Annotated in this window: 15 protein-coding genes; 4 read left to right on the top strand and 11 right to left on the bottom strand. The window is 38.9% G+C overall.

Annotated features, from left to right (window positions below):
* Window positions 1-100 precede the first annotated feature (100 nt).
* A complete protein-coding gene (locus tag H9648_RS17390) occupies window positions 101-1690 on the bottom strand; it encodes a bifunctional metallophosphatase/5'-nucleotidase (protein ID WP_225218966.1) in 1590 nt (529 codons plus the stop codon).
* A 261-nt stretch (window positions 1691-1951) separates the two neighbouring features.
* On the opposite strand from H9648_RS17390, the gene H9648_RS17385 reads away from it, so the two are divergent.
* Window positions 1952-2302 carry a YflT domain-containing protein gene (locus H9648_RS17385; RefSeq protein ID WP_191755058.1) on the top strand — a complete coding sequence of 117 codons (351 nt, stop codon included), beginning with the start codon at window positions 1952-1954 and terminating at the stop codon, window positions 2300-2302.
* A gap of 214 nt (window positions 2303-2516) precedes the next feature.
* Window positions 2517-3731 (top strand): NAD(P)/FAD-dependent oxidoreductase, encoded by a 1215-nt coding sequence (locus tag H9648_RS17380; RefSeq protein WP_191755057.1) that lies wholly within the window; start codon window positions 2517-2519, stop codon window positions 3729-3731.
* A gap of 436 nt (window positions 3732-4167) precedes the next feature.
* On the opposite strand, the gene H9648_RS17375 is transcribed toward H9648_RS17380, so the two are convergent.
* Window positions 4168-4965, bottom strand: coding sequence for an alpha/beta fold hydrolase (locus tag H9648_RS17375; RefSeq protein ID WP_191755056.1), 798 nt, complete (start codon window positions 4963-4965; stop codon window positions 4168-4170).
* Between the two features lie 178 nt (window positions 4966-5143).
* Here H9648_RS17375 and H9648_RS17370 point away from each other — a divergent pair, with 178 nt between their 5' ends.
* The gene (locus tag H9648_RS17370; protein WP_191755055.1) at window positions 5144-5641 is read left to right on the top strand and encodes a YajQ family cyclic di-GMP-binding protein; all 498 of its coding nucleotides are present in this window, start codon (window positions 5144-5146) and stop codon (window positions 5639-5641) included.
* A gap of 57 nt (window positions 5642-5698) precedes the next feature.
* On the opposite strand, the gene H9648_RS17365 is transcribed toward H9648_RS17370, so the two are convergent.
* From H9648_RS17365 to H9648_RS17345, 5 genes are all read right to left on the bottom strand, one after another.
* Window positions 5699-5923: a hypothetical protein gene (locus H9648_RS17365; protein ID WP_066399175.1), complete on the bottom strand. Its 225-nt coding sequence runs from the start codon at window positions 5921-5923 to the stop codon at window positions 5699-5701.
* 120 nt (window positions 5924-6043) lie between these two features.
* Complete coding sequence (locus H9648_RS17360; RefSeq protein WP_318243555.1) at window positions 6044-6763, bottom strand: lysophospholipid acyltransferase family protein; 720 nt, start codon at window positions 6761-6763, stop codon at window positions 6044-6046.
* Between the two features lie 14 nt (window positions 6764-6777).
* The gene (locus H9648_RS17355) at window positions 6778-7152 is read right to left on the bottom strand and encodes an SLAP domain-containing protein (RefSeq protein WP_191755053.1); all 375 of its coding nucleotides are present in this window, start codon (window positions 7150-7152) and stop codon (window positions 6778-6780) included.
* Window positions 7153-7263: 111 nt separating this feature from the next.
* A complete protein-coding gene (locus tag H9648_RS17350) occupies window positions 7264-7809 on the bottom strand; it encodes a hypothetical protein (protein WP_191755052.1) in 546 nt (181 codons plus the stop codon).
* Between the two features lie 26 nt (window positions 7810-7835).
* The gene (locus H9648_RS17345) at window positions 7836-9398 is read right to left on the bottom strand and encodes a bifunctional metallophosphatase/5'-nucleotidase (protein WP_191755069.1); all 1563 of its coding nucleotides are present in this window, start codon (window positions 9396-9398) and stop codon (window positions 7836-7838) included.
* Between the two features lie 272 nt (window positions 9399-9670).
* Between H9648_RS17345 and H9648_RS17340 the strand changes: the two genes are divergently transcribed.
* On the top strand, window positions 9671-11254 hold the full coding sequence (locus tag H9648_RS17340; RefSeq protein ID WP_191755051.1) for a hypothetical protein: 1584 nt from the start codon (window positions 9671-9673) through the stop codon (window positions 11252-11254).
* Between the two features lie 73 nt (window positions 11255-11327).
* On the opposite strand, the gene H9648_RS17335 is transcribed toward H9648_RS17340, so the two are convergent.
* The 4 genes from H9648_RS17335 to H9648_RS17320 all read right to left on the bottom strand — a co-directional run bounded on the left by H9648_RS17335 (window position 11328) and on the right by H9648_RS17320 (window position 15295).
* Window positions 11328-11897 (bottom strand): hypothetical protein, encoded by a 570-nt coding sequence (locus tag H9648_RS17335; protein ID WP_191755050.1) that lies wholly within the window; start codon window positions 11895-11897, stop codon window positions 11328-11330.
* Window positions 11898-12095: 198 nt separating this feature from the next.
* Window positions 12096-13043, bottom strand: a complete 948-nt coding sequence (locus tag H9648_RS17330) for a TIGR03943 family putative permease subunit (protein ID WP_191755049.1) — start codon at window positions 13041-13043, stop codon at window positions 12096-12098.
* 18 nt (window positions 13044-13061) lie between these two features.
* Window positions 13062-14075 carry a permease gene (locus tag H9648_RS17325; RefSeq protein ID WP_191755048.1) on the bottom strand — a complete coding sequence of 338 codons (1014 nt, stop codon included), beginning with the start codon at window positions 14073-14075 and terminating at the stop codon, window positions 13062-13064.
* 53 nt (window positions 14076-14128) lie between these two features.
* Window positions 14129-15295 carry an NAD(P)-binding domain-containing protein gene (locus H9648_RS17320; RefSeq protein WP_191755047.1) on the bottom strand — a complete coding sequence of 389 codons (1167 nt, stop codon included), beginning with the start codon at window positions 15293-15295 and terminating at the stop codon, window positions 14129-14131.
* Between the last annotated feature and the right edge of the window lie 76 nt (window positions 15296-15371).

Raw genomic sequence — 15371 nt, 5'->3', positions numbered from 1 at the left:
CCCTAAAGAATATAGAGCTGAAGCCGCTTAGCTGGTTTTTATTATTTTCACTGTCTACTTGACAGGGTGCAGTTCATCTTACACGCTTTGCCTTTTTTTGTTATGGATTGATCTTCGTGATTCGCCCTTCAATCTGTGCGGATACGGTATCACGGTTCTTAAAATAGTTCACTAGCGCTTCGAGATCTGTAACACTCACCGTCGGATTCTTTCCTTCTAATAAAACGGTATAACCATCACCGCCACCGGCCATAAAATTGTTTACAGTAACCGTATATTCTTGTTCTGCTGCAATCGGTGTTCCATCACTCTTAACCATAGAAACGGTTCGATCTCCAACTGGTTTTGAAAGATCAAATGTAGCCTTCAGACCAGAAATCTGAAGCATCTTCTCTTTTTCCGTTGCCCATTGAGATTCAAAAAGCTCTTTGATCTGCGCTCCTGTTAACGTCATCGTCACAAGGTCGTTGCCAAACGGCTGCACGTTAAAAAGTTCTCCCCATGTCACTTCACCCGGATTGATCACATCACGAATACCGCCTGGGTTCATAAACGCAAAATCCGTACCCGTCTGTTCTGTCATAGAATCAGCGATCACATTCCCTAGCTCAGACTCACCATTATACGCTTCTGTTCCTGATAGGAGTTGATTCGTGTTCCCTACGACTTCATTGATAATCGGTGCTACTTGGTCTTCGGCTTGCTTAATAATTTTTGTAATTCTAGAGTCCGGTGTTATACCTTTTTGCATAACCGACACGATTTCTGCTTTACTTTTTACGATATCTTTTGTGCGGCGATCAATTTTAAGATCCACATCTGCAAATGCTGTTCCGTATGAGATTGCTTGTACAAGCAGCTTATTATCTACTACAGCGTTCACGTTTCTATGATTGTGTGCACCAAACATTACGTCAACTTCATCATCTACTTTGTTTGCCATATCCACGAGTTCACCAGATATTTCCCCGGTCGCTGATTGTTCTACAGGGTTATGCGCTAGAACAACGATAGACTTTACACCTTTTTTCTTAAGAGATTTCGCAGCCTTATTAATTGCTTCTGCTTCATCTATAAATTCAACCCCAGCTGTTCCACTCGGAATGACGATATCCGGCGTGTCTGAGAAAACTACTCCAATGAATCCGATGTTTACTCCTTTAACCTTCTTAATGACATAAGGTGGCAAAATATTTTTCTTCGTCTCTTTATCTATGACATTAGCAGCCACATAAGGAAAGTCTGCACCTTTAAAATAACCTGTTTTTTCATGAGTTCCGCCTTTTATCAGACGCATCATCTCATCTACACCTTCATCAAACTCATGGTTTCCTAGTGCTCCAACATCAAAGCCCATCTTATTCATGATCTCTACTGTCGGCTCATCCTGCAGCAATGCAGATGTCGGAGAGCTTGCTCCTACCATATCGCCTGCATGCACCAAAAGTGTGTTAGGGTTCTCTCGTTCTCTCATCTTTAAATAGCTTGCTAGATAGTCTGCACGTCCAACAGGTTCCCCTGCCACATTACGTGTAATATCGATCTGTCCATGAAAATCATTTACTCCAAGCAGTTGAACATCTAAGTAACGACCATTGTGTTTTTGGGTGTCGTGTTCCTCTGCATGTACGCCTGCGCCGATTGGTGATATCCCTAAAGCAAGTGCTAAAGCTGATAATGTCTTTTTCATTAAACAAACTCCCCTATCACTCATTTTGTAAAAAACTCAACAATTAAAAGTATATATTTTGAAATGTAAAATGATAGAGGATTTTCGTAAAAAAGATGTAAAAACGTTATATTCCTATAAAAAAGGAATTTATGCCTACAAAGGTGGATTTCACACTTAATTTAGTACTATTATCCCGGTATACATTTGAAAAAGGATGTTTAATCCTGTTCGAAATCGTGAATACACACTATAACTTCGTTTTAAAGGAGAGGATTGTAAATGGTAAAACCTATCGTACATGAATTTAACTCTCAACAAGAATTGATTGCAGCTGCAAGTGATCTGAAAGCTCGAGGCATTCATGAGGACAACTTATATGTATTATCCCACGAAAAGGATGATACAAAAGATATTGCTCATGACGCAGATGTAAATACAATCGGATTAAAAGAAGAAGGACTCGGCACGGCACTCAGCAATGTATTTGAGTCTAGAGGCGATGAGCTTCGTAACAAGATGACAGAACTAGGGTTATCTGATGTAGAAGCGGATCAATATGAAAAGAAGCTCGACATGGGTAAACTTTTATTGTTCGTAAAAGAAGAAGATAAAGTAAATACATTGCCATAAGGTGATGAAGAGAGTTGCATGTCCAATAGGGCATGTAGCTTTTTTTTGTACAAAAATTTTAAACCTTCCTCATTCATCTTTAGTAAAGTTTTTCCCTAAAAAAACCCTGTGACAGAAGTATTCACACAAAATCCATATATTTGAAAAAACATTCTCGTGAAGCGTTTCTTTAAAGAAGATAGGGGGAATGAAGAGAAGACGAGGAGGAGTCACTATGAATTTACACAATGGTCAGCTCTATTGGCCTGAAACTTATACAAACACGGGTCAGTACCCGGTTCTTGAAGAAGATATATCGTGTGATGTACTAATTGTTGGTGGAGGTATGGCAGGTGCCCTTTGTGCCCATGTGCTCGGTCAAGAAAAAGAACTAGATGTTGTATTGATCGATAGAAGACACCCAGGTGCAGGAAGCTCCTCAGCAAACACAGGACTTCTGCAGTTCTCAAGCGATAAGATGCTGCACGAACTCATTGAAGAGCAAGGAGAACAGGATGCTGTCTATTTCTATCAGCTTTGTTTACAAGCGTTAGAAGATTTAAAGAAGATGACTTCAGGACTATCCGAAGACCCTGAATTCCGTGAACAAAAGAGCTTGTACTATGCGAGCTCTACTGAAGATACGTTAAAACTTGAGCGTGAATACGAGGCATTAAAGAAATACGATTTTCCAGTCGAATACTTAGAACCTCAAGAGATTTCTTCACGTTTTCCTTTTTCAAAACCAGCCGCTCTCGTTACGAGTGGCGATGCAGATGTGAACCCGTACAAGTGTGTACAGATCTTGTTGAAAGATGCAGCTGCTTCAGGAGTGAGAATCTTTGAACACACACCTCTTATTCGAAAAACAAAAACCGTTCATGGCTTTACCTGTGAATCTGAAAAAGGCACCATTTCAGCGCGCTATGTTATTTTTGCGACTGGTTACGAGAACGACTTTTTAGCTCAACAACTAGGAGCAGACTTGAATCGTTCGTACGCGATCGTAACAGAACCAATTCCATCACTTAAAACGTGGTACGAAGAATGGATGATCTGGGAAACGAAACGCCCTTACCTTTATATGAGAACGACTAAGGACGGAAGAATCGTTGCAGGCGGTCTTGATGAAGATAAAGCTGAAGCGCCATTAAACGAAGGACTTATCGAAGCGCGCGGTGAGAGAATTCTTCAAAAGATTAAAGAACATTTTCCTGATCTCTCGCCAAAAATCTCACATTCTTGGTGTGCGACGTTTGGAGAATCGCATGACGGACTGCCATATATCGGTGAACATCCGAACCGTCTTGGTGAGTACTATTGTTTAGGTTTTGGCGGTAACGGTACCGTCTACAGTATGTTAGGCGCAACCATCATCAAAGATTTGATCACAAAAGGCTTCCATCCCGCTTCACGATTATTCACGATCGCACGCGCTGTAAGTTTGTAAAAAAACATTTGTAAAGCTCTGTCTTTGTAGTTCTTGGTAATGGTTAATTCGCTACAGGATGATTTCTTTCGGAGGGCAGTGGAGCTGAACAAATCCTACGTTCACCACCCCATCTTCCGGACCGGAACCACGATTAATAACTGACAAAACTAAAATAACACAAAGAAACGACCCTGCTGAAAGGGTCGTTTCTTGTGTTTTTTCTTGATATAAACTGAGTCGTTAAAGATGGTAGCTACTACCGCCATCTTAAAAAGGCATCCGTGACAAGTTGATTGGAGTGTAAGGTACGAGACTCCTGCGGGACAGGCGGGCAGGTGAGACACTTAATGGCACGAAGTGGCAAGGGGCTCACCGTCTGCCCCGCGGAAAGCGAGTACCTGTAACGGAAATCAACCACTTTCAAGAACAACTAAGTTAACGCAAACATCCGTTTTTAAGACGCATTCGGTGCAGCAGCAATCTGCTTACGAATAAACTCAATCGAACTCTTATTAAAGAGATCAGGCTGGTCAACATTACATACATGTCCGCAATCTTTAATAGTCAAAAGCTTCGAGTGCTTCTTCTTATCGATGAACGCCTGAATCGGCGGTAAAAACATATAATCTTCCTCACCCATGATGTACAGCGTTGGAATCGGAATTTCTTTTTTAGTTAACTTTTGCAAAAATGGATTGATCTTTAGTGTGAGCTTAAACCATCTCTTGAACTCTTTTTGACAAAGCTTTTTCGCTTCTCCAATAAACAAAGAACGTGAAGCTTCATGTCTCTTTTTCGGCATGATCACCCAAGCAAATAAGCTGTAAAGCCACATGTATGGGATGAACGATTTACATAAGTTCCCCATCGCAATCAAAAACTGCGAGCGGAAGTTCATTTTTGTTACCGCGCCGCCGAGTGTCATAGAAGCCACTCGATCAGGATAGAGCTCGGCGATCGTTTGAATAAGAATCGTACCTAAAGAGATGCCTACAAAGTGCGCCTTTTGAATCTTTAAATGATCCATAACCTCAAGCACATCTAGGCTTACCTCTTTAAACGAATATTTTTTCAATAAAAATGTATCGGATTGTGATTTGCCATGACCTCTAAGATCAACAAGCAAAATATTAAAATGTTGTTTAAATTCTCTTAGCTGTTTATACCAGATGGATGAACTGCCCCCAGCTCCATGGACAAAAATCACCCATTGATGATTTTTTTCGTGTGTGTACGTTTTGTAATGAAGCAACAAGTACTCCTCCTAGTGGTTCAAACATTCTGTAAATTTTCCAGCCTTCATTTTAACATAAAAACGAATATTTTGTACCCGTTTCCCCGTAAAAGAATGTGTACAAACTGGAAACATAGCCACAATGTATTTATACTGTAACTATATAAACGAAGTAATCGTCAGGAGGTTTCACAAAATGGCTAAAGAAAGTTCATTTGATATCGTTTCACAAGTAGATCTATCAGAAGTAGACAATGCGATCAATATCGCGACAAAAGAAATTACAACTCGTTATGATTTTAAGGGTAGTAAAAGTGAGATCACACTAGACAAATCTAGTGAAGAGCTCGTTTTAGTTTCTGATGATGAGTACAAGCTAGAGCAACTAAAAGACGTTTTGATCACAAAGCTGATCAAACGCGGTGTTCCAACAAAAAACTTGGATTACAGCAAAATTGAACAAGCTTCAGGTGGAACGGTTCGCCAACGCGCTAAACTTGTTACTGGAATCGATAAAGACAACGCAAAGAAAATCAATTTGCTGATTAAAAATTCTGGTCTTAAAGTAAAAAGCCAAGTTCAAGATGATCAAGTTCGTGTAACAGCAAAGAGCCGAGACGACCTGCAGCAGATTATTGCACTTGTTAGAGAAGCAAACCTGCCGATCGACGTGCAGTTCATCAATTACAGATAAAAAGGTTCTAACAAAAAGGATGACTCAAAAGCTATTAGCTCTTGAGTCATCCTCTTTTTATACGGATTTTTTCTGATCAGGTGAATCGAGCAGTTTCATCTGTTCGAGTTCAATCCTCATCTTTTGGGTTTCAATCACATAGTTATCATGCTTTAAACGTTCCAGTTCTATCTCATCTTGTAGCATCTTATGTTTAAGTTTCGTCTGTTGTTGAAAATGACCTAGTACGATTGCAATAATGGGAATTGAGAATATCATAATGACTGTAATTGTTCCTGTCATGGTATTCCTCCTAGAAATTATTACCTTCTATCCCAATAATAACAAATATTCATGCTGTTCGTACAGGTTAATCGTTAAGCTGTTTTCGTCAACATTTGCACTTCACTTGATACATTGCATTTAAGAGACTGCTTTTTTTACACCGTTTTTGATAACCTCTTCTGACAACCTAGCCAATTCTTTAGCATCATGATGCTGTTCTGGATAGATCGGTGGATGAACGGTAAGGTGAACTTCCGCTGGCTTGATCCAAAATCCTTGTTGTTCCATGATTTTATAAGAACCGTTGATTGTAACGGGAATGATCGGAACACCAGACTTAGTCGCTAGTTTGAAGCTTCCCGCTTTAAACTCTGACATATCGTCGCCTTTACTTCTCGTTCCCTCAGGAAAAATAACAAGAGATGTTCCGTTCTTCAGCAGTTTAGCTCCCTCATTGATCGCGTGTACAGACTGCCTTACATTCTTACGGTCCATGAATAAACAGTTCAATTGCTCCATCCACGTCCCAATAAAAGGCATCTTCTTGACCTCGATCTTCGAGATGAAGGCTTTTGGTTTTTTGATATATCCCAAAAGAATTGGAATATCGAAGTTGCCTTGATGATTGCTGACAAAAAGAACAGCTGTATCTTTCGGAATATGTTCCTCACCGCTTACTGATACTCGCGTTCCACTAAGCTTAACGAGCGAAGTTGACCACTCTTTTACTTTTTGATCAACCAACCGGTCACGCTCTTCTATCTTTCCAGCATTGTAAAACCTTTTTACACGGTTTAATGAGGGGATTAACTTTAATAAAATTCCCCAAAAATAAATAAACCAAATAATCGTTCTCACACGTTTCCCCCGCTTTACATGATGATTAATTTTCCATATTCTCGAGATGGCTGTTTTTTTAGTGATGCTGCCGGAAAAATAAACGTCCATGGCATACTTGTTTCAGCAGGAACTTCCAACGTATAACGGGAATCCATGTCACCGACTGTGTGCTCCTCTTCTATATACAACACTTTTTTGCCGATTAAAGAGAAAGGCTCTGTTGAATAATTATTTACAAGCACTGTCACTAAAAATTCTTCCTTATGATTATAAGCTGTTTTCAATATCACAGCCTGCTGTCTCCTATGTTCATCTGAGTGCAACTCAGAGAAGACCCGTTCTATCTCTTCTCTGTCTTGGCGGGCTATAGTCTTGTCCCATGCGGATTCAAACTCCAGTTTTTGCAAGATTATCCCCTCCTTTGAACCATATTATCATATTTTATTGCAAACCACTGAATTTCAAACAATAAGCCGCAAGAGCTCAGTCACTCCACGGCCACATTTTCTTATATATAATTATTCAAAAACAGAACTTGCTGCTTCGATAAGCTTCGTTTTCTCCGCTTTTCTGTCTGTATCTTCCTTTATTAAGTACTCCATTCTATAGAATAAACCATCCTTCTTCCAAGCAAGGATAGGCAAATCTGCACTGCCTGAAAAATAAGCATTCGTTCCATCACTAAGCTCCACTTCGTCTTTCGTTTCTAACTTCTCAGTCTTTGGAAGAAAATTGGATACTCGATAAGCTAAATATACATTCTGCCCTTGTTGTTCCGGATAAAAAACCGAGTCTACAAGGATGTTTCGTTTTTCACCCCAATCCGAGATCTGATAGGTTGAAAGAGCGACTTTAAAAGGCAATCGATCAGGCAGTTCCAGTGAGAACGGAACAGCTTTAAGTGTTTCTTTCTTAGAAACTTGGTCGTAATAACGAGGATAAGCACCTTTTGGATGGTCTTGCACTGTTAAGTTTTTATCGTTCAGCGTTCTTTTTTCTTCACTCGAACACCCAGCAAGCAAAACTGCTATGATTACGAATATGAACAAACCCCACTTTTTCATCCGCTTCACCTGCTTCTCTTATTTTTTTAAGAAAGAACACGCCAATTGTGATCGCACGTTGCTTGTATCGTTCCTCTATTCAAAATATAGTTTGCCATCAGTTCTGACATATCGATCGGAATATCCTTCACCACGCGTTTTCCTTTAAACATAGGATAATCACCGCCTCCACCTGCACGATAGTTGTTCATTACTACCTCGTACAAGGAATCGTTTTCGATCGGTTTTCCTTTATACATCAAAGTCACAATGCGGTGTCCGATCGGCTTTGACAGGTCGATCACGTAATCGATACCTTCCCACATGTCGTAGTTGTAATGCTGAGGCTTTGGAATTGAAAACGCTGGGTTGATGACAGGATCACCCTCTTTGTTCACAGAAAAATAAGAAGCTGACCGTTCTAATGCATCTTTTATATCCCGTCCTGTAATCTCGATCACTTTTAACGTGTTTGGGTACACATAGTTTGAAACGATATCGCGCATCGTAATATGTTTTGAGAATCCTTTGGAATGGTCATCGAATAGAGCAGTACTTGAAATATCTACACCTGCTGCTTCCATCTGCACGTTATTAATGAATTCAATAAACGGATGATCAACTAGCCTCGTTAACATCGGATCAGTAATCGTCATGTCTCCGTCTACTTGTCCTAAAGCTTGATCCAGCCATTTCTGTGTTTTCCTCTCATAAGGCTGAATAAGATCCAGCACCTGCTGATCAGGTTCGTAGTCACTCACAGAAATCAGTTTTGCTTCTTTATTCTTCACTTTCCATGAATCACCCTCACCATGGACCTTTATTTCTACATACCCTAGCTCAGTTCCTTGTGTTCCAGGCATAATAATTGTCACTCCGTTCACTTCACCTTCAAGCAAGCGATGCTGATGACCTGTTAAAAGCACATCAATCCCTTCTACCTCCATACAGAGCTGATATGCTTGGTTCTCTTTCGTGAGCGTTTCCGTCGGTTTCCCTGTTTTGAGATCTCTCTCAAACCCACCATGATAAGAAACGATCATGACATCTGATTTCGACCGTAAATAAGGAACCCATTTCTTTGCCGTCTCTACCGCATCTAGAAAGGAAAGACCTTTAATATGATCAGGATTCTCCCAGTTCGGTACATATTGTGTGGTTATTCCTAAGAGCGCTACTTTTATTCCACAATCAAATGTTTTGATCACATAAGGTTGTCCAAATACCGGTTTCTCTGTTCCTTGGTGCACGATATTAGCCGAAAGCCAAGGAAATCTAGATTCTTCAATCGTCTCATATAGATAAGGAAGACCATAATTAAACTCATGATTTCCTATTATCGCAGCATCATAGTTCAGTTCATTTAATACATGAACCATTGGATTAACATTACTTTGCTCTGTTTTTGCGTGATAGTAAGTGAGTGGTGTTCCTTGGATGAGGTCTCCATTATCAATGAGGAAGTTGTTGAGGTGGTTAGACATGTTTTCTTTTATTAATGCTGCAGTTTTTGCCAACCCTATATCTGCTTTTTCATTGTTAGCGTACGTTAACGGGAGAACATAGCCGTGAATATCACTTGTCACATAAATATGAATGGATTGTTCCATCATTGTTCCCCACCTTCTTCCTTAATTGTTCGTAATCCAAATTATACCACCAGTTTCTATCTATCACTTTAAAAATTCGTTGATGATATTCGACAATATTTCCAGGGTAATAAATGTTATTCTACAAAAACTTACAAAGAACTCTAAGAATAAATTATTTATATCCAACAAAATCTTTTTATGAAATAATTGAAATTTTTTACAAGGAGATCCGTCTCATATAACGAATGTATTACTTTGTCGTTTTATAGAAAATAGGGGGATCTATCATCATGAACACGAATGTAAATACAAAAAAGAAAAAGAAAAGAAATCAATCCAATTACAGAGCTTTATTACTTCCGTTTGCAGTCGTTTTGATTCTGATCGGAGCAGTCATCTGGAATAACGTCAGTCAAGAAACAAAGCTTCCAGATCCTGATTGGAGCCGCTCGATTAGCACACCCGCTCAATCCATTAGTGCTGAACCAACTGTTATAAAAAAAGATAACCAATATTATGCTTATACTCATCAAAAAGACGGTTTACAGGTGACAACTTTAGACGAAAAGCTAAATCTAGTCTCTGAAAAAAAAGAGAATCTTGCTCTGGATGAAAGAGCGAACTATTGGACAAACGGGAAACAGATTGCCTTTATCTCTCGTGGTGAGCTTATTCTTTATGAAGATGGAAAACAAACCGTTGTAGATAAAGATGTAGATCTTTTAGCTGATGCTAAAGATCGCTTTGCTTATTCAAAGGGTAATGAAGTTTTTGTATACAATCCCTTTGATGGGGAGAGTCAATCCATTTTTACAGCTAAGGAAAAACTAACAGAGCTATCAGGTCACCCAGCATCTCAATCATTTATCCTGACTGTTGGCGAAAAAGTAGAAATGGAAGCTTTTTATTTAAAAGAGGCTGCCGGAAAATATAGCGCTCAATCTATTACGCGATACAGCAAAACGCCGACAGATAAGATCTATAACTTCCGTTTTGCTGAAGCAGATGATCAGGTTCATTTTATGTATACCTTTTATTCTTCTAAGCAAGGAACGAAGACGTTTAAAACGTTTTACGGTGCAGCGCCAAAGGACCAGCTTACAGCTATTGATTTCAGCAATGTTAAATTATATAGCTCAGCGCTTGGTTATGAGATCGAGAATCCTTCCTACCAGCAGTTGAACGTAGAAAACAACAAACCTATCATTCTATTTGCAGCGAAAGGTCCAATTTCTACTAAAAAGGAAGCGGGCAACATCTACAAAGCAACCTTAAATGGCGACAAGTGGGAAGCAGCACGAATCAGTACAACGAGTGATTTTTCAGTATATCCGTTACAGGTGGATGAAAAGACGATTGCGTGGTTAAAAGCAGAATCTGTCAGTGATTATAGACTTTATTTAGCAAGCAAAGATTCAGAGATTAAGAGTGCGAGTAAAGAAATGGGGAAACAAGATATATATACTGCCACGTTTGACGCGTTTACGGCTTTCGTTGTATCGTTCATCGCTATGACAAACGCATTCATTTGGGTAGTGCCGTCTGTATTGTTTTTAGGCATCCTATATTTTGTACGGATAGACGTTATTGAGGATGAAAAACCTTGGGCAAAATGGACTGCAATCGGACTTTTTATAATTACTCAGCTTTATGTCATTCAGTCTTTGTTCAACAACACATTTTATACACTAGCACCAAAATACCTTACCTTTACTGGAAGCTCGTTCATCATTCCTATGATCGTTTCCGCGATAGCACTGTGGGTGATGCAGGTAGCTAGAGATAAGGATTGGGGATTGTTTGCACAAGTCTCTTATTTTATCGGACTTACCGTATTGTTCGAACTCTTTGTTGTTGGGACGTATGTTTACTAGAAGAATAGCTGATAGTAACAATAAGCACTGCTGGTAAAGACCGCAGTGCTTTTACATATTTTGCAAAGCATATTTAGATCATAATATAAAAAAGAGTGATAAAAATAAGGATTATTGCAGAAATTGCTCCTAGCAAGACTGCTGTTATATTTGTTTTTCGAGTATAACCTTTTAGATCCTGTGCAGCTTTCGAGCTATCAACTTTTTTAACGTGAATTAAAAGACTTAAATTTGATAACCCGAGTATAAAGATAAGCATCAGTACCATATAACGAATATCAAATTTAAGAAAGTCTCCTGATATATCTCTATTCAAGTATGCTTGCGTGAATAAAAAACTACTAGTAATCAACATCCATATATAACTTATCTTTCTTTGTTTCTTCCATTCAGCACCCATTTTTTGTTTTTCGTATAGACTTACCTTCTCATAAATAGAAAAAAGTGATTTGGTCGAGTTAATTCGGATAAACCCTATAATGGATTGAATAAGTAATACCACTCCCAGAGTTATAAAAAATTGAGAAGATGTTACACCGATAATTTGAATTAAGATTAAATAAAAAGTTACAAGAATAAGTAGAAGTACATTCATTAAGAGAAACTGCTGCCTTCTCATCTTCTTAATTTCATCCAATGTCATATGCCTGCCTCCCACTCATTTATGCAATCTTTTTAAATCACCCTTTTGTGAAACACAACAAAATATATATTCTATTTAATAACTATTTATCCTCTTTGGGCTGAAACGGCAAACGGCAAGTCAATAAACAGAAGCTTGGAGATAAAAATAAGCCAGCTAATTCATAAAGAAATTAGCTGACTTATGCTTTATTACTCTCTAATAAGCACCCAAACTCTCAGGGCTCGGATAAACGTACGGATCTTTAATTGGCTTAATTTTTTCTAGAGATTCAACCTGCACTAACGGTAGACGGACTTTATTTAATTCTGTTTCATCAATGATTCCTGTTACGGTGTACCATTCATCTTCTTTAAGTTTCGAAACTCCATCACCTTCAATAATGGTTCCATAGACAACAGCATCCGCGCTGCAGCAGTTCATCGAGAAGCGTGCTATAACGGCTTGATTCTCACTCATACCGTCTTCACGATACACGAATCCAGTCGTTTCTATTTCTTTTCCTTTAAACTTGTCAAGGTAGATATCCAAAACAGTCATCGTATCGAGATAGTGATCCGATGTAACTTTCACTTTTTCCTTCGCTAACTGTTCTTTTCCGAACTTTTTATAATACTCTGTTACATCATACGTTTCGACCGGATTTTCTTCCTTAACGTTCTTTTCCATCTCTTTAATATAACCTTCTGGATCATCTAAATAGGCTTCCACATCAATATTCTGTGTTGTGGTTACTTTACCTTCTTCCGTTTTCTGAGCTGGTTTCGCGTACAATCCTGTTCCGTAACGAATGCCGCGATTTTCAGCAACGGAACTATCCATCGCTTTTTCTGGAATCATGAAACCTGTAAGAAGAGGGATCACAAAGATCATATAGATAAAGAAATGCTTAAGCGGTCTGCCCTTAGGTGTATGATCTACACCACATCCGCATGCATCATCATGCTGTTCATCGGACCTTCTAAAGAACTGCATCACACCTAGTATCCCTAAAATGCCGATCGCAAAATAGACAAAGATGTGCATTTTCGGTGCTACATAATAATTAAGCTTCCCTGTTGTAATTAATCCGATCAGCAGAAGCATGAAACCGATTAAGATGATACCTCTTAAATACGTATGAAAATCACGACTCTCTTTGTTCAAAGTATCCTACCTCCCTTTCTACACCACAAATTGATACACCATCGTTACAGCAAATACAGTCAGCGTTATTAGTCCCATTAACACAAATACAAAGCGCGTCTTAAAATAAGCAAACATCATAAGCATGTTCTTCACATCAAGCATCGGACCGTATACCAAGAACGCGATGATCGAACCTACCGTAAATGTACTTCCGAATGAAGCGGCGATAAAGGCATCCGCCTCTGAACAAATGGATAGCAAGAAAGCAAGACCCATCATCAGACCTGTTGATGACCACTCATTCCCACCAAGCGCCAATAGATCATTGCGATTGATGAATACTTGGAACATACTCGCTAAAAATGCACCAAAAATAAGGAATTTCCCAGTATCAAAGAACTCATCAGATGCGTGATACACCGTTTGTTTCCAACGACTCATCGTAATACCATGGGAATGATCATGAGCGCCATGTTCTATGTGTGATCTGAGTTGATCTTTATTGCGAAATGCCCAATATACAATCAATCCAATAATGATCGCCACAAGAAGTGCCAGTCCAATTCTTCCATATACGACTGCCATATTGTTACGGAACGCATAAAAAGTGGATAGGATAACGACTGGGTTTACGATTGGTACGGTTAATAAGAAAACCGTTCCAAGGTGCAGCGGAAGTCCTTTTTTAATCAGGCGTCTTACGACAGGTATGATCGCACACTCGCAGACAGGAAAGATGACTCCCATGAACAAAACGACTCCGATACCTAAGAATGGATTTTTAGGAATCAACCGTTGAATATGCTGTTCTGTTACAAAAGTTTGGATTAAAGCCGAAACAAAAACGCCTAATAAAATAAAAGGAACTGCTTCTATTAAAATACTTAGAAAAACCGTGTTCACATGCATGATGGAACTTGGTAAGTTATCAAATACAGAATCATTCTTTATTTCTTCCATAAATAGAAAAGAAATAATAAAGATAGCCAGCAATAATAGCCCTATCATTTCTTTTCTTACCACATCTTTTTTTGTGGAATACGCACCCATATTCTCACCTCTTTTTCTAATCTATGAAATGAGCTATTTTTTATGATAGATACTCATATAGCTCTTACTATTCTTTCTGTCGCTCTTCTAGCACCTGCAATATTCCTCGAAACTGGACCAATCTCAAGCTCTGCTAAAGGGCCCATAACAAACAGCCCCTGATCCCACTCTAGCGTTTCAGGGCTAACAATTGGATAACCACATTTAGCACACTTTAAATTTTCGTGTTGTATTACATTTTTTAGCCAGTGAATTCCTGGAGGTGTGGAATGAAACCCCGTAGCAAGAAGGACCGTTTTCGCTTCATACCTTTCTCCGGATTGGAAGACCAGCTCATTGCAACTCGTGCAATACGATTCTACCTCTTCTTTTAACAGCTTTATTTTACCGTTTTTCTCCGCGGATTTTAACCCTAAATAAAGTTCTTTTGTGACAGAACCTTTATGTCTGGCTTCTACAATGCTCTTCCTTCTCACGGAATAGTCTTTTATTTGATTAAACTTATCCATGAACATCGGCCCTTGCCACCCAGGATCAGAATCGAAAGTATGAACTTCTAAGTCTTTTCTATAAATTAACGAAACGTTCCCCTCATATTTTTCTGCCAAAGAAAGAGCAAGATGTGCAGCAGATATTCCTCCTCCAATAATTGAAACGGGAGCAGAGCACGAATCAAGGTCAGGCATTTCTTTTTGAAAGATATGATGAACCTGAGCACCGCTTGAATTCGCATCTTCTGCCCATTTCGGCCAAAAAGGATGCTCTCTTAACCCCATGGCTAGAACAAGATTTTCCGCTTCCACAACTTCACCTTTCTCTGTCTGAACAGTCCAGTAGGCTTGCTTTTTTTCTATGCCAGTTACAGAAGCCTGTTTCCAGCAACTCTCTATATCTAGATCACGAATTAATGTTCCGCAATGCTCGTTAAACATCTCTAGAGACGGGCGGTCATAATAACCATAAAAATGACTAACCTTATGATAGCCCTCTTTCTTAGAAAACTTTTCGAGTGAAAAAGGATTTACATCAAGGTGATGCACTGAAGGTGATCGTAAGAACGGCATCGAGATCAGATCCGTACATTCTCTCCAATTATTAAGTGGCTTGTTATTTTTATCTATAATCAACAGTTCATGATTATCGAGCTTTTTCGTTTTTAATAGATGAATGGCTAACGTACAACCTTGTATACCCCCACCAACAATAATCATTTTTTTCATATAGTAATAACTCCTTAATTTTAGTCAGTTCCATTTATTAAATCGTAATTATTACGTTTTGTAAAGAGCAAAAAAA

It is taken from the genome of Fictibacillus norfolkensis (genome assembly GCF_014836645.1).
Lineage (GTDB): Bacteria > Bacillota > Bacilli > Bacillales > Fictibacillaceae > Fictibacillus > Fictibacillus norfolkensis.
Note: the sequence above shows the minus strand (reverse complement) of the source record. Positions and strands in the feature narration are given on the sequence as shown.